Consider the following 18643-nt stretch of genomic DNA (forward strand, 5'->3'; position numbering starts at 1 on the left):
GGTGAGCGCCATGCCAACCGCCACATCTCGATGACCGAGGAGGGGGAGGCCGTGCCGTCGCTGAGCGACTGGTTCCGTGGCAAGGGGCTTCCGGTCGGCGTGGTGACGCTCGGCAACGCGGTGGACGCCACGCCCACGGCGTTTTACGGACATTCGGTCGAGCGCGACAACGCCGACGAGCTGACCCGCTGCCTGCTCGATACGCCGGTCGATCTGCTCTGCGGCAGCGGCATTCGCCAGTTCACGGAGCGCGGCGACGGGATCGACCTGATCGGCGAGCTTTCGAAGAACTACCGTTTTGTCCGTTCGATCGACGAGATCAATGCCGCCGAGGGGCGCGTGGTCTGCATTGACGAGCGCATGGACGAGGCGGCCGAGGAGTCGAATCTCGGTCTGCTGGCCGAAGCGACGCGCGCGGCCATCGACAAGCTGCAGGAGCGCGGCGACAAGGGTTTCTTCCTGATGGTCGAGGGGGCGAAGATCGACTATGCCGGACACTCGCGCTGCCTGCCCGGTTCGGTGATCGAGATGCTCAGTTTCGACCTGGCCGTGGCCGAAGCGCTGAAGTTCGCCGATGAGAACGGCCAGACGCTCGTCGTCGTGACGGCCGACCACGAGACCGGCGGTCTGGTGCTGCTCGACGGTGACGAGCAGAGCGGCCGCATCATGGGGGTCTATACGACCGACGACCACACGCCGGCCATGCTGCCCGTCTTTGCCTACGGGCCCGGCGCCGACCGTTTCTGCGGCACCTACCTCAATACGGAGATTGCCCGCCGCATCCGCGAACTGACCCGATAGGCACATGAAACGAACCGATATGAAACGAATGATCGTCGCGGCGGCGCTCCTGGGGTGCGCTGCCGCTCCGGCTGCCGGACAGGGACTCACGTCGGGTCCCTATGAGCTGCCCTACAAGAATACTTATGTGAAGGAGGTCTTCGTGGCTGAGAACGAGTACCGCACGGCCCGGCCCGAGCGGATCGAACCGCTGCCCTTTGAGCAGGCCCGCGAAATCCTGCCCGCACCCGTGTGGGAGGGGCACGACCGCGAGATCGAGATGTACTGGCATGCCTGGCGGATCGCCGTGGGCAACATCCGCCAGCCGCAGGAGGGGTCGGGATTCGTCTCGCCCTACCTCGACATCGCCTACAACGGCAACATCTTCATGTGGGACATGTCCTTCATGATGATGTACGCCCGCTACGGCTACCGCTACTTCCCCTTCCAACGGTCGCTCGACAACTTCTACGCCAAGCAGCATCCCGACGGCTTCATCTGCCGCGAGATCCGCGCCGACGGCTCCGACTGCTTCGAACGCTACGACCCCACCTCGACGGGCCCCGACCTGCTGCCGTGGGTCGAGTTGGCCTACTACCGGCAGTTCGGCGACATCGAGCGGCTGCACCGTGTCTTCCCGGCGCTGTGCGCCTATGCCAAGTGGTGGCGGCTCAACCGCACCTGGCCCGACGGGACCTACTGGTCGAGCGGCTGGGGAACGGGCATGGACAATATGCCGCGCGTGAAACCCGAATACAACCCGATCTTCTCGCACGGGCACATGGTGTGGCTCGACACGAACCTCCAGCAGATGCTTGTCGATGAGTCGCTGCTCCAGATCGGCTTCTACATCGAACGCTGGCAGGAGATCGAGTGGATGGAGGACGAGATGAAGCACCTGAAGCGCTACGTGAACGAGCACCTGTGGGACGAGCAGACCGGATTCCTGCATGACCGTTACGGCGACGGCACGCTCTGCCCAACGAAGGGCATCGGTGCCTATTGGGCCCTGCAGACCGACGCCCTCGACGGGGAGCGGCTCGACCGGCTGGTGGCCCACCTCTCCGACACGACGGAGTTCGCCCGGCCGCACCGGGTGCCGTCGCTCTCGGCCGACCATGCGAAGTACAACCCTGCGGGGCGCTACTGGCAGGGCGGCGTATGGCCCGGCACGAACTACATGCTCATCGACGGGCTCTGGCGCAAGGGCTATCGGGAGCTGGCCCGTGAGATCGCTGCAAACCACTACGCCTCGGTCTTCGAGGTGTGGAAGCAGACCGGCACTTTCTGGGAATACTACGCTCCCGAGCGGATCGAGCCGGGGTTCATGGCCCGCAAGGATTTCGTCGGCTGGACCGGACTGCCGCCCATCGCCCTCTTCATCGAGTATGTGCTGGGCATCAAGTCCGATTACTCCGAGCAGCGTATCGAGTGGGACATCACCCATACCGAGGCGCACGGTATCGAGCGCTATCCGTTCGGTCCCGACGGTGTGGTCGATCTGAAGGTGCGCCGGCGCCGTTCGGCCTCGGAGCGTCCCGTGGTGACGGTCTCGACCGACGTGCCGTTCGATCTGACGGTGATGTGGGGCGACGGCGAGAGCCGCACGGTCCGCGTTGAGAAGAGCGGCGAAGTGAAATTCGATTAGTCTGAAAAAAAAGTACGATATGAGAAAATTGTTTGCTGCGGCCTGTGCCGCCCTGTGGAGTGTCGCCACGCTGCAGGCGCAACCTGCCGAACTGCGTTTCCGCGACGACGGAACGTTCCGCATCGCGCAGTTCACCGACATGCATCTCGACCCCTCCAAGCCGCGCCGGCTGGCCGAGAGCGAAAAGACCTTTGCCCGGCTGGAGCGGGTGCTCACAAGCGAGCGCCCCGATCTGGTGGTCTTCACGGGCGACGTAGTGACGGGCGCCCCGGCCGAGGGGATGTGGCGCCGGCTGCTCGATGCCGTGGAGCGGCACGGAATCCCCTTCTGCGTGGTGCTGGGCAACCACGATGCGGAGCAGGACCTTGCCCGCACGGAGATCGCCCGCATCGTGACCTCCTATGACGGGTCGCTCAACCGGCTGGCCGACAACGGCGAGCTGGCCGATGTCGAGCTCACGGTGGCCGGCCGCGGATCGGACCGTCCCGCCTGGGCGTTCTACTGCCTCGACTCGCACGACTACTCGACCATCGAGGGGATCGACGGCTACGGCTGGTTCCTCCCCGGGCAGGTCGAATGGCTGCGTGCGTGCTGCACGGCCCGTACCGAGGCCAACGGGGGCCGTCCGCTTCCGTCGCTGGCCTTCTTCCACATCGCGCTGCCGGAGTATGTGGCGGCGTGGCGCAACCCCGACAACAGCCACATCGGCCGTGCCGCCGAGGACGAATGTCCCGGGGTGCTCAACACGGGAATGTTCTCCGCGATGGCCGCGACGGGCAGCGTGGTGGGTACCTTCGTGGGACACGACCACGACATTGACTACCTGGTAGCCGAGAAGAGCATCTGCCTGGGCTACGGCCGCTTCTCGGGCGACAACACGACCTACAACAACCTGCGTCCCGGCGTGCGCATGCTCGTGCTGACCGAGGGTGCGCGCGGATTCGAGACCTGGATCCGCGAGGACGACGGACGGATGGTCGATCACGCACGTTTCGACGAGGGTAAGATCACGGAAATTTCGGTGGAGCGATGAGGATCGGTGTGGATTTGGGCGGCACGAACGTTCGTGTCGGACTGGTGGACGAAGGACGCATCGTGCGTCTGTTGTCGGAACCCTGCAGGGCCGACCGTTCCGAAGAGGAGGTGCTCGGGCACATCGCTTCGCTCATCGAGCGGCTGATGGCTCCCGGGGTGGAGTGCATCGGGATCGGGGTGCCGTCGGTCGTCGATGCTGTCCGGGGCATCGTCTACAACGTCGTGGGCATTCCCTCGTGGCGCGAGGTGCACCTCAAGGAGCGTTTCGAGGAGCGTTTCGGCATACCGGTGCACGTCAATAACGACTGCAACTGCTTTGCTCTCGGCGTCTGCCGCTTCGGCGAGGCGCTCGGCTGCCGCGACGTGGTGTGCATCGCGCTCGGTACCGGCGTCGGCGCCGGTATCGTGATCGACGGCAGGCTCTACTCGGGCCCCAATACGGGTGCCGGCGAGATCGGGAGCATCCCCTACCTCGACCGCGACTACGAATACTACTGCAGCAGCCGCTTCTTCATCGGACGCGGAACGTCGGGCAAGGAGGCCTTCGAGCGGGCCGCTGCGGGAGATCCCGGGGCGCTGGCCCTGTGGCGTGAGTTCGGCGGGCACATCGGACAGCTTGTGATGCTGGCGCTCTATGCCTACGATCCCGAGGCGATCGTCTTCGGAGGCAGCATCTCGCAAGCCTTCGACTTCTTCCGCGAGGCGATGTACGAGCGGCTTGCGGAATTCCCCTATGCACGGACCGTCGAACGGCTGAGGATCGGCTGTTCGAAAATCGAGAATGTCGGATTGCTGGGCGCATCGGCCTGCGAATAACGTACTGATATGGTGATGAATAGGATTTGCAGCCGCATCCTTCTGGGTGTCGGTTGTCTCTCGGCGTATGCCTGTGGCCGGACGGTTTCGGCCGAGCGCGAGGTGGCCGTGGTGCCGCAGCCTGCGGCCGTGGAGTGCGGTGACGGGACTTTCCGCCTGACGGGCGACACGCCCGTCCGAATGGTCGGCGGGGCGGAGTCGGATGCCCGCATGGAGTGGGTGGCCGATGCCCTGGACGAGGTCGTGGAGCCGCTCTTCGGACGGAAACTTTCCGTCGGGACGGGGGATGCGTCCATCCCGGGAGCGGTGAACATCGGCCGTGCCGATACGCTGCCGCAGGAGGCCTACCGGCTGACGGTGGCGGACGACCGGATCGAGATTCTGGCCGGCGGCCCCGAGGGGGCGTTCCATGCCGTGCAGACGCTCCGGCAGCTGCTGCCCGCCGCGGCATTCGGAGAGGACGGGCTGCGGGCCGTGGAGCTGCCCGCGGTCAGGATCGACGACCGCCCGGCGCTGGCTTACCGCGGGCTGATGCTCGATGTGGCGCGCCATTTCTTTACGGTCGATGAGGTCAAGCGCACGCTCGACCTGATGGCCCTGCACAAGATGAATGTCTTCCACTGGCACCTGACCGACGACCAGGGGTGGCGGATCGAGATCCGCAAATACCCCGAACTCACGCGCGTGGGGTCGGTGCGCAAACGGACGCTCATCGGCAAGGATCCCGGCGGCGAGTACGACGAGTCGTGCCGTTACGACGAGACCCCCTACGGCGGCTTCTATACGCAGGAGGAGATCCGCGAGGTGGTCGATTACGCCGCGCGGCGCTTCATCACGGTCATTCCCGAAATCGAATTCCCGGGCCATGCCGTGGCGGCACTGGCCTCCTATCCGTGGCTGAGCTGCACGGGCGAGCAGTATGAGGTGCGGCAGACATGGGACATCGACGATCGGGTCTTCTGCCCGGGCCGCGAGGAGACCTTCGAGTTCATCGAAGGGGTGCTCGATGAGGTCATCGGGCTTTTCCCTTCGAAATACATCCACATCGGCGGGGACGAGTGCCCGACGAAGATGTGGGAGCAGTGCCCCCGCTGCCGGGCGCGGATGCGTACCGAGGGGCTTACCCGTCCGCGGCAGCTGCAGGGTTATGCCACGGTGCGTGTCGAGCGCTTCCTGCAGCGGCACGGCCGCGAACTGATCGGCTGGGACGAGGTGCTCGACGGCGGGGTTTCGCCGACGGCCATTGTCATGTCGTGGCGCGGGACTGAAGGCGGCATCCGTGCCGCCCGTCAGGGCAACCGCGTGATCATGGCCCCCACGACCCACTGCTATTTCGACTACTACCAGACGGACGATACGGCCCGTGAGCCGCTCGCCTGGGGCGGATACCTGCCCCTCGGGCAGGTCTATGCATTCGACCCTGCCGAAGGCCTTTCATCCGACGAACGGCAGTTCCTGCTCGGCGTACAGGCCAATCTGTGGACCGAATACATCCCCGATTTCGATCAGGCGCAGTACATGCTGCTGCCGCGGCTGGGGGCGCTCGCCGAGGTCGGATGGGGCACTGCCACGGACGATTACGAAGGTTTCGTGCGCCGCCTGCGCCGCCTGACGGGGCTCTACGATGCCTGCGGCTACCGTTATGCCCGCCACGTATTCGCCGATTGATCCGGAGGTCTGCGGCTCTGACTGCAGATCTGCGCGAAATGAGGATTATAATACGCGAAAGGCGACCGATCGCTGCGATAGAGTATATAATTTTGAATATCAAAATGGCCGAACGTTACAAAGAGATTACAAAGGCACGGTTTAATTTAAAATATTTAAAAACTACAATCCCCCTGTAGAGCTCATCACTTATATATCTCATAATTATTAACCTTAACTCTATGGAAATGAATTTGACAATTTCGGGGAAGACGCGGAATTTCTTCCGTGTTTTTCTGATGAGTCTGCTGCTTGGCATACTCATGCTTCCGGCCGAGGCCCAGAACCGGGTGACGGTTTCGGGACGTTTGACCGACACGGGTCAGAATCCGCTGATCGGTGCTTCGGTTATAGAAAAGGGTACGACCAACGGCGTCACGACCGATGTCGATGGCCGTTATTCGATCTCGGTGGACGGCAATGCCACGCTCGACTTCTCGTTCATCGGCTATAAGGCGCAGAGCATCGCCGTGATGAACCGCACGCAGATCGACGTGGTGATGGAGGACGACGCGATGATGATCGGCGAGGTCGTGGCCATCGGTTACGGCTCGCAGCGCAAGGAGGACCTCTCGATGGCCGTGACCACCGTCAAGCTGGACGATGTGGCCAAGAGCCGCTCCTCGAATCTGGCTACGATGTTGCAGGGCCGCATGCCCGGTGTGACGATCCAGCAGACCGGTGACCCGATGAAACCCGCCTCGTTCTCGATCCGCGGCCGCGGTTCGAAGGGCAACGACGACGACCCGACCTCGGGCGACGGCGTACTGGTGGTAGTTGATGGCGTGCCCAACGCACCCTACATGGTCGAGGATGTCGAGTCGATCACCGTGCTCAAGGATGCCGCTTCGGCCGCTATCTACGGTGCATCGGTAGGATCGAGCGGTGTCATCCTGATTACCACCAAGAAGGCCCAGAGCGGCCAGATCCGCGTCAGCGCCAACGTGTCGCTCGGCTTCGAGAAGGTTTCCAACCTGCCTACGATGCTGACGGCCGAGCAGTACAACTCGGTTTGGGCCAAGGCCGTGGAGAGCAATCCCGGCAGCCAGCTTCCGAGTGCCGCCGACCCGAGTGTCTATCCGTGGGGCAACGTGACCCGCACCGACTGGCTCGACGAGATTTTCCAGACCGGCTTCACGCAGCACTATGCCGCCTCGATCAGCGGCGGTACGGAGAAGGTGCAGTCGATCTTCTCGCTCTCCTATGACAAGAAGGACGGCGTGCTGCTGAATACTTGGAGCGAGAGTTTCAACGGCAAGCTGCAGACCGATTTCAAACTGGCCAAGTGGCTGAAGATCTCCGAGCGTGCCTCGTTCGTCGTCTCCAACGGTCAGGGTAATGTCGATACGAGCCACCAGGGTCCCATCATGGGTGCCGTCTGGTATCCCCGTTCGGCTACGGTCTATGAGATGAACGAGGACGGAACCTACGCCCTCGACGACAAGGGCAACAAGTTCTACGGCGGTACGACCCCGCTGTGGGCCAACGTGAACGGTACGCCGCTGCTCTACAACCCGGTGGCCTACCTCGAGCGTCTGCACCGTCTCTATCCCGAAAACAAGATCTACTCGACCACTTCGGTGGAGATCAAGCCGATCTCGTCGCTGACCATTAAGTCCGACTTCACGGCCGACCTGCGCAACAAGGAGGCCGACGAGTTCTATCCCAAGATGACCGAGCGCGGTCTGCAGCGCAGCGAGAACCACCGCGAGCAGTTCTTCTACCGCGACCGCCACTGGCTTTCGGAGACCACTATCTCGTATGCACAGGTCTTCGGCAAGCACCACATCAGCGCCATGGCCGGCTTCACCGCCGACTTCAAGAAGACGCGCGAGCGTCAGCTCTATTCGCGCAACTACGCTTCGGAGGCCGATGACCAGCTGCTCTGGGGACAGGCCGAGAACTGGACCGACACGCACCCGCAGGAGTTCATCTACGAGTATGCGATGGCTTCGTTCCTCGCCCGTATCGGCTATTCGTTCGACGACCGCTACTTCTTGGTCGGCAGCATCCGCCGCGACGCCTCGTCGAAGCTGCCCGCCGCCAAGAACTACGACTGGTTCCCCTCGGTTTCCGGATCGTGGAAGATCTCCTCGGAGAAGTTCTTCCAGAACTCGGGCCTGGCCAAGACCTTCAACCTGGTCAAGCTGCGTGCCGGCTGGGGACGTGTCGGTAACGTGGACCTCTATCCGAACAACGTGGCCGACGTCGAGCTGCTCAACTACACCTATTCGATGATCTTCGGTCAGAACCTCGACCAGCTCGTGCAGGGTACCTATCTCTCCACGATCCCGAACCTCAACGCCCGCTGGGAGACGACCGAGCAAACCAGTGTGGGTCTCGACCTGGCCCTGTTCGACAACAAGCTCGAGTTCAGCGCCGACTACTACCACAAGGTGACCAAGGACCTGATCGACCTGGTTCCGACTCCCGAGCAGATCGGTGTGGCTAACTCGCCGATGGGCAACATGGGTAACGTGCTCAACAAGGGTTGGGAGTTCTCGATCAACTACAACGGCAGCGCCGCCCAGGGCAAGTTCAACTACAACGTCTGGGGTATGTTCTCGACCAACAAGGGTTATGTGCGCGAATACGGCGTGCGCAACGGCCCGGTAATGCACACCAGCCCCAACCTGAACAGCAACGCCCTGCTCTTCTCGGATGCCGGACAGCCCTGGTATTCGTTCATGGTCTACCGTACGGCCGGTATCTTCCGTTCGCAGGACGAGATCAACAAGTATATCTACAAGAACCCCGAGACGGGCGAAGCCAAGCTGCTCATGCCCGATGCCAAGGTCGGCGACCTGATCTTCGTCGATACGAACAACGACGGTGTGATCAATGACGATGACAAGGTATTCGCCGGTTCCTACACCCCGAAGAACACCTTCTCGTTCGGCGGTTCGTTCGACTGGAAGGGCTTCGACTTCAGCTTCTTCTTCCAGGGCGTGACGGGCAACAAGATCTACAACGGTCTGAAGCAGATGGCCATGAACGGCCGCAACGACTACGGCAACCTGATCTCCGACGTGCTCGATACGTGGGATTTCAACCCCGAGAGCAGCAAGTACCCGCGCCTGGGTCTGGTTACCGGCAGCGACACGAACGGCAACTACACGAAGTTCTCGGACCTCTTCCTCGAGGACGGCGACTACCTCCGCCTGAAGAACATCACGCTGGGTTATACGCTTCCCGAGAAGGTCTGCCGCTTCGTGGGCATGAAGAGCGGTTCGCTCCGCGTCTACATGAGCGTCGATAATGTCTGCACGATTACGGGCTACACGGGAGTGGATCCCGAGGTGGGCAACTACGGTATCGACCGCGGTGTCTATCCCGTAACGCGCTTCTTCAACTTCGGCGTAAATGTCAATTTCTAATCAAAAAACAGCCAAGATCATGAAAATGAAAAAGATATTCATTCTGGGAGGACTCCTTCTGAGCGGAGCGCTCGTTTCGGGCTGTTCCGACTTCCTCGAAGTCAAGAAATACGGCGCCTCGACGGTCTGGGAGACCCAGGGCGATATTGACAAGGCGATTGCCGCCCTCTATTCGTTCACGACGAACGACTCGGAGGGTGTGACGGGCCGCGGCATCATGTGGTTCGAGTGCTGCAGCGACAACCTGACGGTCGGCCGTCCGCAGAGCGAGGCCGAGGATATCCGCAACTTCCGTATGGCCCCGAGCAACGGCCGCGACGTGAAGAACAACTGGAAGATCATGTATGAGGTGAACGCCAAGGCGAACAACATCATCAAGATGGTCCCCACGATGAATCTGGACGAGGCCTACAAGCGCAAGGCTACCGGTATCGCCTACTTCTTCCGCGGTTTCGCGATGCTGTGGATCGCTCCCTATTACGGTGACAACGGCCCCAACGGCGGTATTCCGATCATCCTCGACACGACCGAACCGGCCGACATGGACCTCCCGCGCCCCGCTTCGGTACTCCAGAACTACGACCAGATCATCAGCGACATGCGCGAGGCCGGCGAACGCCTGCCCTACTTCTCGGAGCTTGCTCCCGAGGAGTACGGTCTGCCCCACAAGGCTGCCGCATGGGCCTTTGCCGCCCGTGCCGCCCTCTACGCCGCACAGTTCGATGCCAAGTACTACGATACGGTCATCGAGATGTGCGACAAGGTGATGGCATTGAGCGGCGCCGACAAGCGCGACCTGTTCGATGACGGCACGAACAATACGTTTGCCAACCTTTGGCGCAAGGAGCAGAACTTCGGTTGCGAGTACATCTTCTCGCTGCTGGGCAACGCTTCCGACGGCCCGAAGTTCCACGGCATGTCGTTCCAGAACGGCGGATGGAACCTCTACAACCACTGGGGTTATTTCCAGCCGACCCTCTCGCTGTGGGAGGCCTTTGAGGAGGGCGACATCCGTCGTGACGCCACGATCCTCTATCCCGGCCAGACGATCAAGTTCATGGGCCGCGAGATCCTCTTCGGAAGCTCGACCTACGGAATCTCGTCGGATACGGGCATGACCTTCCGCAAGTTCCTCTCCCCGTGGGAGGAGGCCGACTGCGTGGGCAAGGATGTGAACCCGAACGGCGACAACGCCAGCAACACGCTCGGCATGTGCCTGATGCGTTATGCCGACGTGCTGCTGATGAAGGCCGAGGCGCTGATCTGGACCAAGGGCGAAGGCGATGCCGAGGCCAAGCAGCTGCTCAACCGCATCCGCAAGCGTGCCCGCCTCGAAGAGAACAGCACCGCCACGAAGGCCGAGCTGAAGAACCAGCGCCGCTGTGAGCTGGCATTCGAGTTCATGCCGAGCCGCCACCTGGACATGGTCCGCTGGGGCGATGCGAAGGAGGTCTATGCCGAGCCGACGCGCCGGGTCAATTCGCACTGGGATTCGGCTACGCAGACCGTGGTGATCGACGAGCCGTCCGATTACGACCAGGGCCGTACGTTCGATCCGGTCATCAACCAGGTCTTCCCGATTCCGGTGACGGCGTTCAACGGTACGGTGAACCTGAAGCAGAACATTGGTTATTAATCTGAAGCAGTCATTCGAATATGAAAATCCTGAAATATGCCGTTCGCGCAGGCGCCCTGTGTGCCGCGCTGTTCACGACGGCCATGGCGAGCGCACAGAGCGTGCAGCTGAAAGTATTGGTATGGAACGTCCTTTCGTTCGAAAAGACGGACAAGTCCGGAGCCGAGGCGGGATTCCCCGTCGAGGAGTATGTCGATCTGGTCAAGGCCCAGAATCCCGATGTCGTCTGCTTCAACGAGTTCGAGACCGGCACGAGCCGCATGGGCAAGGAGAAGATGGCCGAGATCGCTGCCCTGATGGAGATGTATCCTTTCTACATCATGTCCTACCCGAAAGACGAGGGCTATTACGGCAACGTGATCCTGTCGAAATATCCGATCGTAGCCACCGGATCGAAGCTCTTTACCTACGAGCACTACAAGGGTGACGGCAACTACCAGTGGAACGACGGATGGCAGTTGGATCAGTACGGAACGGACCAGCGCAGCGTCGGTTATGCCGACGTGCTGGTTCCCACCTCCGAGTCGGCCGGCAAGGTTGTCCGCATTGCCTGTGCGCATTTCGACCACATGGGCTATTCGGAGGTCCGCACCCGTCAGGCCCGCGAGTCTGTCGAATTCCTCGGTCTGGACAATCCGGAGTATCCGACCATCATGATGGGCGACCTCAATGTCGGCTCGGGCTCCGTTCTGGATCCGTTGAGCAATGTCGGCGACCACATCGGTTATAGCTGGGTCGATCACATCTGGGCATTCCCGAAGGGTGCATGGTCCGGAAGCGAGACGTTCGAGTCGAAGGATTGCGGCAACCTCTCGGACCACGATCCCGTCATGGCTACCGTTACCTTGAAGTAATGAATCGAAAAAACGTACGAAGAGATGAAAAAGATACAGAAATACATGATGGCACTCCTCTCGCTGGGAGTAGTTGCCGCGGGGGTTGTCGGCTGCTCCGATGACGACGAGTACACGTTGAAATCGGTGAGCGCCAAGCCGTCCGACAAGTTCAATGCCAAGATCCAGTTCGTGAGCCGCCTGACCGATGCGCCGCTGATTACGAGCGACGCGGATTACCAGGCCCTGAAGGGATACATGGTCAATACGCTGAACAAGCGCGAGAAATCCTGGCTGACGGTTCTCGACCGGACCGACAACTCGCGTCTTTCGGACGTGATGCAGCTCTCGGTCGATACCTATCGCTGGACCGCATCCGCCTTCAACAAGCTGGGTGGAAAGACGGTCTTCGAGGGCAGCACGCTCTTCTTCAACGAGCCGACCCGCCTGGTGCGCTCGGTGGAGACGGGTGCCGGCAGCCGTGTGACGAGCTTCTCGCCCCTGATGAAGGGTACGCGCACCGACCGCGATGAGAACGGAGAGGTGGTCGCCACGGTCGATATTTCGTTCAACATCAATTTCTACACGGTGCGTTTCGATGCCGCCGATCAGCTTTCGGCCTTCGGTGGCGAGGAGGGTGTCATGAACCTCCTCAAGCGCGAGAACATGAACCTGCTGATGATCGGTACGGTGAAGAACGATCTGTTCGGCTCGCTCGAGCAGTCGGTTGCTTCGGCAGACCCCTCGTTCAAGGTCTACAAGGTGGTAGCCGGAAGCGAATACTCGGTGTTCATGCTTGCCGAGGAGCGTTTCTGGGGCTTCACGGGTGTCGATACGGAGTCGCTGGGTAACGGTATCGAGGCTTACAGCATCAATGTGATGTGGTAAAGGCCCGGTTGGGACAATGAGAGACGGGACCGAATGTTGCATTCGGTCCCGTCGTTTTTTTCAAGGGCGCTCTCCGGTCGGTTCGTTTTCTCGTTCTCCTGCTGTCGTCCGCCCGGATCGCAGCGTCCGTCAGCGGGAGGCCACCAGCGACGAGGGGGTCACACCCATCGAGTCGCGGGCCCAGTCGCCGCGGGCACGCAGCACCTGCTCGACGATGTCGCGCACGGCGCCCTCGCCGCCGCGGAACTCGGAGACGTAGCGCGACGCCTCGATCACCTCCGATGCGGCATCGGCCGGGCAGACCGGAATCCCCACTTCGCGCATGCACTCCAGATCGGGGATGTCGTCGCCCATGTAGATCACGTCGGCTGGGTCTAATCCCTCGCGGGCGAAGTATTCGCGCATGGTCCGGATCTTGTCCATGCAGTCGAGATAGTAGTCCTTGACTCCGAGCATGCGGAGCCGGTATTCGAGCGTGCGGCCGCGTCCTCCCGAGATGATGCAGACCTTGTAGCCCGCCTTGATGGCGTAGGCCAGCGCATAGCCGTCCTTGGCGTTGTAGCGGCGGATGAAGTCGCCGTCGATGGTCGGTATGATGCCGCCGTCGGTCATCACGCCGTCCACGTCGAATACGAAAGCCCGGCAGCGGGCTATATCTTCCTTGAAGTTTCCCATATGTTTTGGCTGATTGTTTGGTAGATCTCTTTCATGCGGGGATCGGCGATCAGCGCCTCGTGGCGTTCCTGTGTGGTGCGGTCGCCGCGTACGGCGGGGCCGGTCTGCACGTCGCGGGGCGAGGCTGCGTCGCAGGCCTTGGCCGCGGTCTCGGCCACCAGGGCCCGGAGTACATCGAAGTCGAGTCCGGCGCTGCGGGCGATCTCCTCGCCGAGTGCGTACATGTGGTTGGCGAAGTTGCAGGCGAAGACCGCCGCCAGGTGGATCTTCGAGCGCCGCTCCGAGTCGGCCGGGATCACCCGGTCCGAGAGGCGTTGTGCCACCTCCTCCAGCTCGGCGAGCAGCTCCGGTGTGGAGGCCTCGAGGAAGATCGGTATGGGGCGGAAATCGACGGCGCGGCCCTTCGTGAAGGTCTGCATCGGGTAGAAGACGCCGCGTCGGGCGAACTTCGCGGGAATGGCCTCCATCGGCACGCTGCCGGCCGTGTGGGCCACGGCGGCTCCGTGCGGGATGGGAAGCCGTTCGGCAACCTCCGCGACTGCGCGGTCGCTCACGGCGATCAGGTAGAGGTCCGCCGGGGCGAGAGCCGCCGGATCGCCGCTCCAGGCGCATCCTGCGATACGGGCCACCTCGCGGCCCCGTTCTTCGTTGCGGGCGTGGATCTGCACGAGTTGCAGCCCGCGTGCGGCGGCAAGGGCGCGGGCCAGGGCCTCGGCCAGATTGCCGCTTCCGATGATTACGACACGGTTCATGCTTGTTTTCGGTTTTCCGGTTCGTCGAGCAGCTCCGTCAGCGGGACATTCCCGCGGGCTTCGCGGGCCGTCTGCTTGAGGGTCTCCACGCTGTGGTCGATGCGTGCCAGTTCGGGGGTGGCATGCAGGTCGAAGGTGGTCTGCCCGGCCCGCTCGACGGCTTCGATGATGCCGTAGACGGTCATCGAGGCGATGTCGTAGGCCGGGGTGTATGCCACTTCGCGCTCTCCCTCGCCGCTGCGCACGGCAATCAGCTGTCCGGCCTGCACCAGCTGGAAGAGCACATCGTTTACGATGCGTGTCGGGAGGTTCAGCTCGCGGCGGATCCGCTCGGCGGGCATGGCGCCGCCTCGGTCGCGGAAGTGGCGCACGACGGCCAGCATCGCGGCGAGCATCACCTTGCGGCGCTGGTCGTAGTTGATCAGCAGCGATTCGCGCTCCTCGCCGAATCGCTCGATGTTCTGGTAGGCGAACGAGAGCTCGCCGCCGAAGAGCAGGATCTCCCACGAGGTCTGCAGCCAGATAAGGAAGAGGGGCAGGGCGGCAAAGCTGCCGTAGATGGCGTTGTAGGAGGTCATCCAGCGCTGGACGTAGACGTAGCCCCACTGGAAGGCGAGGAAGATCGTTCCGGCGACGATGCCGGCCATCAGGGCGCTGCCCAGACGTACCCGGGCGTTGGGAATGACCATGTAGAGCAGGGTGAACATGGTCCAGATCACGGCCATCGAGGCCAGGCGCGAGAGCAGCCGGAAGTACCAGGCGTCGTCGAAGCCGAGCCGCGTCTCGGCGTAGTTGGTCAGGGCGTTGGCCACGATCCAGAGCAGCGGCACGATCATCACCACGGCGATGTAGTCGGTCCACTGTCGGGTTATGCTGCGCTCGACCTTGACCTCCCAGATGTTGTTGAAGGCGTTTTCGATCGAGCCGAAGACACGGATTACGGCCCAGAAGAGCATGACCAGCGCCACGGCGGCCACCACGCCGCCCTGCGTGCGGAGCAGGGCCTTCTCGGCGAACCCGACGATGTAGTCGATGATCTCGGGGTTTTGCGGGAAGAGTTCGTAGAGGTTCTCGACCAGCCCGTCGGCCAGCCCGAAGCCCTTGACGACGGCGAACACCACGGCGATGATCGGCACGAGCGACATGAGCGTGTAGAAGGTCAGCGCCGCGCTGCGGACGATCGTTCCGTGCTCCTGCAGCCCCCGTGCCGTGTAAAAGAGCAGGCGGTACTGCTGCACGAGCCACCGCACGACGGGATTGCGCCATTCGTTGAGGTCGCGCAGGAAGATCGTGTCGGTGAAGTATGTCAGGAGTTCCCGGATTTTCATGTGTGGCGAGGGGCTGTCGAACAAAGGTAGCTATTTTAGGCGGATCGCCCAAAAATCGTTCCCGATTTTCGTGAAAGCCAGCCGGACGTCGGCGCCGGGCCGCATCCCGAGGCGGCGCATCAGCTCCTCGGCCGCAATCGGGAAGTCGCGCTTGAGCACCTCGCCGCGGAGTCCCTTGCAGCTGCGCTTGAGCGACTGCGGGTCGTAACGCCCGATCGAGTCGATCTCCAGCGTGCGGCCCAGCACCCCTTCTGGCCGTTCCGCGGCGAATCCGTACCCGTTTTCGCTCCACACGTCGGCCCGGCCGGCCAGATGAAGCCGCACCAGGCGGGCCTTCTGCAGCGCGGCGTCGGGGATGACGAGCCAGCGGTAGTGCGCCGCGTCGAAGTGTTCGGGTGCCGCGGGCGGCTGCTCCCCGGGCCGGGCCGAGAAGGAGCCGGTGCCGAGGGCCGTGGCGGTCAGCAGGGGTCCCGTACCGTCGGCGTAGATGAGCACCTCCTTGCATTCGCCCTCGAGCGAGACGGCCTCCACGCGGGCCGAGGGGAAGAGGCGCAGGGCCTCGCCGACGTCGAACAGCGGGGAGTTCTTCAGGCAGAGCCGCGGGGCAACCCGGTCGATCAGCGGCCGCAGGGCGAGGATGTCGGGCGAACAGTCCTCCAGTCGGACGAGCTTGCGGCCGTCGCCGTCCCGACGGTCGGGGTCGGCATAGACCCAGTCGAAGCGGAGCCCTTCGCGTGCCAGGTACTCCTCGGCCGGTGAGGCGACCACCTCGACGTTGCCGGCGCCGAGCCGTGCGAAGTTCTCCGCGGCGATCCGTGCCAGCACGGGGTCGCGCTCGAGGGTTACCACGCGGCGGAAGCGGCGGCTCAAGAAGAGGGCATCGACCCCCAGCCCGCAGGTGAGGTCCAGCACCGAGTCGCCCCCGATGCACTTGTGTGCGGCGCAGGCCTCGCTCGAGGCCTGTTCGAAGGCGCGCGGCGGCAGGATGCACTGCGCCGCGGCATAGGTCGGCAGCTTCCGCTCGGCCCGGGCGAGGTACTTGACCTGCGTGGCCACCAGCCGGGCATGCGGGATGCGGCGGTCCATGGCCACCTCCAGCGGGTCGCGGTGCCGGGCCTCGGCTACGGCCCGCACGAGTCCGGGGCTGCGGAGCAGTTCGTATTCTTCGGCAGTGATCACGAGGGCAAAAGTACGTTTTTTTTCGGTTCCCTGCACCATGCCGCGAGGGTTCCTGCGGCCAGAAGCAGGTAGATGCCCGCCGTCGGGAGGCTGCCGAGCGTGTATTCGGCCGCGCCGCCCGGGAGTGCGGCAACCAGGCGGGCCAGGGCGTTGATCCCTTCGGCTGCCGTGCCGACGGCCCATGCGAGGGGCGCAGCGAGGGGTGCGAGGGGCAGCAGCAGCCACAACGCTCCGCCGAAGACGACGACGGTCGTCAGGGCGATGGCCGCCGGATTGATGAGCAGCCCGGCCAGCGGGACGATGCCGAACAGGTGCGAGACGAGCGGTGCCGTGCCGAGCGTGGCGGCCAGACCGATCAGGTAGGCGTCCGCCAGCAGGTTCACCGCGCGCCACCGGGTGTGGCAGCGTCGGCAGAGCGGGACACCCCATGCGAGGATGGCGGCGACGGCGGCGAACGAGAGCTGGAAACTGACGTCGCCGATCCAGGCGGGGTTCCAGAGCAGCATGCCGAAGGCAGCCGCGGCCAGGGCGTTCAGCGCGACATACTCCGAGGCGGAGGCAAGTGCCGCCTGCAGCAGCGTGCACATCACGGCGGCCCGGACGGCGCTGGGCGGGAATCCGGCCGCGGCGACGAAACACCAGACGGCCGCGGCGGCCAGCAGGTTGCGCAGCAGGTGTCCGCGGCGCAGCAGCGGCAGCCACCACAGCAGCAGGTTGATGAGCACGAAGACGATTCCCGTGTGGAGTCCCGATACGGCCAGCAGGTGCGACAGCCCGCTGCGCGAGTAGGCTGTGCGCAGCTCCGGGGTCAGGCCGCTGCGGTCGCCCGCCGTCATGGCCCGCACCACGGCGGCGGCATCGCCCGTGAGGGGCAGGCGTGCAAGCCGCTCCGAGGCCCGCAGGTGGAGCGTCCGCTCCCCGACGGGAAGGCGCTCGAGCAGGTTGTCGTGAGCCAGCCACAGCGTGCCGGCAACACCTCGCCGGCGCATCAGCTTCCGGTAGCTCTCGCTCCCCTGGCGGAAGGGGCGCACCGTGCCGCGGCAGAGGATCCGCTCGCCGCCGTCGATGCTGGTGAGCGAGTCGGCGTAGAGGCGGATGTGCGACGAGGCGGGGTGCCATGTTCCGCGGACCGGGTCGCGCCACGCCTCGATCCGGGCCGTCGCGGTTGCGTAGCGGCTCCGGTCGGCGGGCATCTCCCCGATGCGCAGTTCGAACGAAGTGTGGACGCCGACCGGTATGTCGGGTTCCGACGTGCGGAGCTGCGCGGCGGCGAATCCCGCCGTCAGCAGCATCCCGAGCGTTGCCGCCGACGAACGCATGAGCAGTGCCGTCGCTCCGGACAGCAGAAAAGCCCCCGTGAGAAACCACAGGGGCAGGGAGCCGTATCCCGAGAGCACGATCCCCGCTGCGAAGGGAACGAGTGCCTTGAGCATCGGCATGCGGTCGAGTCGGTTCCGGAGCGGCTGGAGGTTCATGTGCGGAGGGGTCTTTGGACAAAGATAGGCAATTCGGCCGGATTTGCATCACGTTCCGCCGGCGAAAAGCGCCCATCCGCGCTCGACCTCGGCCGTTTCGGCCTGCACGCCGTTCTCCACGCGCGAGATCGAGGCGGCCAGGGGGACCATCGTCTTTCGGTCGCGGGTGTCGAGCGGCTTGTCGGGGTCGAGTCCCGTGTCGTCGGCCACGGCCCGGATATAGGCTTCGGTGCGGTTCTCCGAGGGCGGGGCCCAGCGCGAGATCATGCCGCGGAGCGTGTCTATCCCGTAGCGTGTGCGGTAGGTGTCGAGCAGCACGAAGATGGCGCGGTAGCCCCAGGCGAGGCTTTCAAACTCTTTGAAGTCGGGGTCACGCGAGGGGCGCACCTCGCCCTTGTAGCGGACCGGAGCCCGGCGGATGTTGCCCGGGTTGCGGTTTTCCAGCCCGCGGCTCATGGTTCCACCTCCTTCCGGATGCGGCGGCGGACGTAGCGGCGGAGCCAGCGGAAGAGCG

Annotated in this window: 15 protein-coding genes; 9 read left to right on the top strand and 6 right to left on the bottom strand. The window is 63.5% G+C overall.

Annotated features, from left to right (window positions below; genetic code table 11):
• The 9 genes from QZL63_RS07355 to QZL63_RS07395 all read left to right on the top strand — a co-directional run.
• Positions 1–801, top strand: an 801-nt coding sequence (locus tag QZL63_RS07355; RefSeq protein WP_290586395.1) for an alkaline phosphatase, incomplete at its 5' end; no start/stop codon positions are given.
• A gap of 19 nt (positions 802–820) precedes the next feature.
• The gene (locus QZL63_RS07360; protein WP_022308678.1) at positions 821–2428 is read left to right on the top strand and encodes an MGH1-like glycoside hydrolase domain-containing protein; all 1608 of its coding nucleotides are present in this window, start codon (positions 821–823) and stop codon (positions 2426–2428) included.
• 19 nt (positions 2429–2447) lie between these two features.
• Positions 2448–3461 carry a metallophosphoesterase family protein gene (locus QZL63_RS07365; RefSeq protein ID WP_022308679.1) on the top strand — a complete coding sequence of 338 codons (1014 nt, stop codon included), beginning with the start codon at positions 2448–2450 and terminating at the stop codon, positions 3459–3461.
• Positions 3458–4279, top strand: coding sequence for an ROK family protein (locus QZL63_RS07370; protein WP_022308680.1), 822 nt, complete (start codon positions 3458–3460; stop codon positions 4277–4279). The genes QZL63_RS07365 and QZL63_RS07370 overlap by 4 nt, the downstream gene beginning before the upstream one ends.
• 15 nt (positions 4280–4294) lie before the next feature.
• Positions 4295–5947 (top strand): beta-N-acetylhexosaminidase, encoded by a 1653-nt coding sequence (locus tag QZL63_RS07375; protein WP_022308681.1) that lies wholly within the window; start codon positions 4295–4297, stop codon positions 5945–5947.
• 278 nt (positions 5948–6225) lie between these two features.
• Positions 6226–9363 carry a SusC/RagA family TonB-linked outer membrane protein gene (locus QZL63_RS07380; protein WP_290586398.1) on the top strand — a complete coding sequence of 1046 codons (3138 nt, stop codon included), beginning with the start codon at positions 6226–6228 and terminating at the stop codon, positions 9361–9363.
• A 25-nt stretch (positions 9364–9388) separates the two neighbouring features.
• Entirely contained in the window at positions 9389–10999 is a 1611-nt protein-coding gene (locus tag QZL63_RS07385) for a RagB/SusD family nutrient uptake outer membrane protein (RefSeq protein WP_290586401.1), read from the top strand.
• 20 nt (positions 11000–11019) lie between these two features.
• Positions 11020–11853, top strand: coding sequence for an endonuclease/exonuclease/phosphatase family protein (locus QZL63_RS07390; protein ID WP_022308684.1), 834 nt, complete (start codon positions 11020–11022; stop codon positions 11851–11853).
• 24 nt (positions 11854–11877) lie between these two features.
• Positions 11878–12720: a hypothetical protein gene (locus QZL63_RS07395; RefSeq protein ID WP_022308685.1), complete on the top strand. Its 843-nt coding sequence runs from the start codon at positions 11878–11880 to the stop codon at positions 12718–12720.
• 129 nt (positions 12721–12849) lie between these two features.
• Here the strand turns inward: QZL63_RS07395 and QZL63_RS07400 are convergent, their stop codons facing one another.
• The 6 genes from QZL63_RS07400 to QZL63_RS07425 are packed head-to-tail and all read right to left on the bottom strand — an operon-like array spanning position 12850 to position 18585.
• Positions 12850–13395, bottom strand: a complete 546-nt coding sequence (locus QZL63_RS07400; RefSeq protein WP_022308686.1) for a KdsC family phosphatase — start codon at positions 13393–13395, stop codon at positions 12850–12852.
• On the bottom strand, positions 13371–14147 hold the full coding sequence (locus tag QZL63_RS07405; RefSeq protein ID WP_022308687.1) for a Rossmann-like and DUF2520 domain-containing protein: 777 nt from the start codon (positions 14145–14147) through the stop codon (positions 13371–13373). Before QZL63_RS07405 ends, QZL63_RS07400 begins: the two co-directional genes overlap by 25 nt.
• Complete coding sequence (locus tag QZL63_RS07410; protein WP_022308688.1) at positions 14144–15475, bottom strand: YihY/virulence factor BrkB family protein; 1332 nt, start codon at positions 15473–15475, stop codon at positions 14144–14146. The genes QZL63_RS07405 and QZL63_RS07410 overlap by 4 nt, the downstream gene beginning before the upstream one ends.
• Positions 15476–15505: 30 nt before the next feature.
• Positions 15506–16654 carry a THUMP-like domain-containing protein gene (locus QZL63_RS07415; RefSeq protein WP_022308689.1) on the bottom strand — a complete coding sequence of 383 codons (1149 nt, stop codon included), beginning with the start codon at positions 16652–16654 and terminating at the stop codon, positions 15506–15508.
• Complete coding sequence (locus QZL63_RS07420; RefSeq protein WP_022308690.1) at positions 16651–18129, bottom strand: ComEC/Rec2 family competence protein; 1479 nt, start codon at positions 18127–18129, stop codon at positions 16651–16653. The genes QZL63_RS07415 and QZL63_RS07420 overlap by 4 nt, the downstream gene beginning before the upstream one ends.
• A 48-nt stretch (positions 18130–18177) precedes the next feature.
• Positions 18178–18585: a hypothetical protein gene (locus tag QZL63_RS07425; RefSeq protein ID WP_022308691.1), complete on the bottom strand. Its 408-nt coding sequence runs from the start codon at positions 18583–18585 to the stop codon at positions 18178–18180.
• Between the last annotated feature and the right edge of the window lie 58 nt (positions 18586–18643).

This window comes from Alistipes sp. CAG:268 (assembly GCA_000434235.1).
In the GTDB taxonomy this organism is placed as follows: Bacteria; Bacteroidota; Bacteroidia; order Bacteroidales; family Rikenellaceae; genus Alistipes; species Alistipes avistercoris.

What these genes read in the sequence shown, in the direction of transcription:
- QZL63_RS07360 (WP_022308678.1), top strand. Translation starts at nt 821, where the DNA reads ATGAAACGAATGATCGTCGCGGCGGCGCTCCTGGGGTGCGCTGCCGCT.
- QZL63_RS07365 (WP_022308679.1), top strand. Translation starts at nt 2,448, where the DNA reads ATGAGAAAATTGTTTGCTGCGGCCTGTGCCGCCCTGTGGAGTGTCGCC.
- QZL63_RS07370 (WP_022308680.1), top strand. Translation starts at nt 3,458, where the DNA reads ATGAGGATCGGTGTGGATTTGGGCGGCACGAACGTTCGTGTCGGACTG.
- QZL63_RS07375 (WP_022308681.1), top strand. Translation starts at nt 4,295, where the DNA reads ATGAATAGGATTTGCAGCCGCATCCTTCTGGGTGTCGGTTGTCTCTCG.
- QZL63_RS07380 (WP_290586398.1), top strand. Translation starts at nt 6,226, where the DNA reads ATGAGTCTGCTGCTTGGCATACTCATGCTTCCGGCCGAGGCCCAGAAC.
- QZL63_RS07385 (WP_290586401.1), top strand. Translation starts at nt 9,389, where the DNA reads ATGAAAAAGATATTCATTCTGGGAGGACTCCTTCTGAGCGGAGCGCTC.
- QZL63_RS07390 (WP_022308684.1), top strand. Translation starts at nt 11,020, where the DNA reads ATGAAAATCCTGAAATATGCCGTTCGCGCAGGCGCCCTGTGTGCCGCG.
- QZL63_RS07395 (WP_022308685.1), top strand. Translation starts at nt 11,878, where the DNA reads ATGAAAAAGATACAGAAATACATGATGGCACTCCTCTCGCTGGGAGTA.
- QZL63_RS07400 (WP_022308686.1), bottom strand. Translation starts at nt 13,395, where the DNA reads ATGGGAAACTTCAAGGAAGATATAGCCCGCTGCCGGGCTTTCGTATTC.
- QZL63_RS07405 (WP_022308687.1), bottom strand. Translation starts at nt 14,147, where the DNA reads ATGAACCGTGTCGTAATCATCGGAAGCGGCAATCTGGCCGAGGCCCTG.
- QZL63_RS07410 (WP_022308688.1), bottom strand. Translation starts at nt 15,475, where the DNA reads ATGAAAATCCGGGAACTCCTGACATACTTCACCGACACGATCTTCCTG.
- QZL63_RS07420 (WP_022308690.1), bottom strand. Translation starts at nt 18,129, where the DNA reads ATGAACCTCCAGCCGCTCCGGAACCGACTCGACCGCATGCCGATGCTC.
- QZL63_RS07425 (WP_022308691.1), bottom strand. Translation starts at nt 18,585, where the DNA reads ATGAGCCGCGGGCTGGAAAACCGCAACCCGGGCAACATCCGCCGGGCT.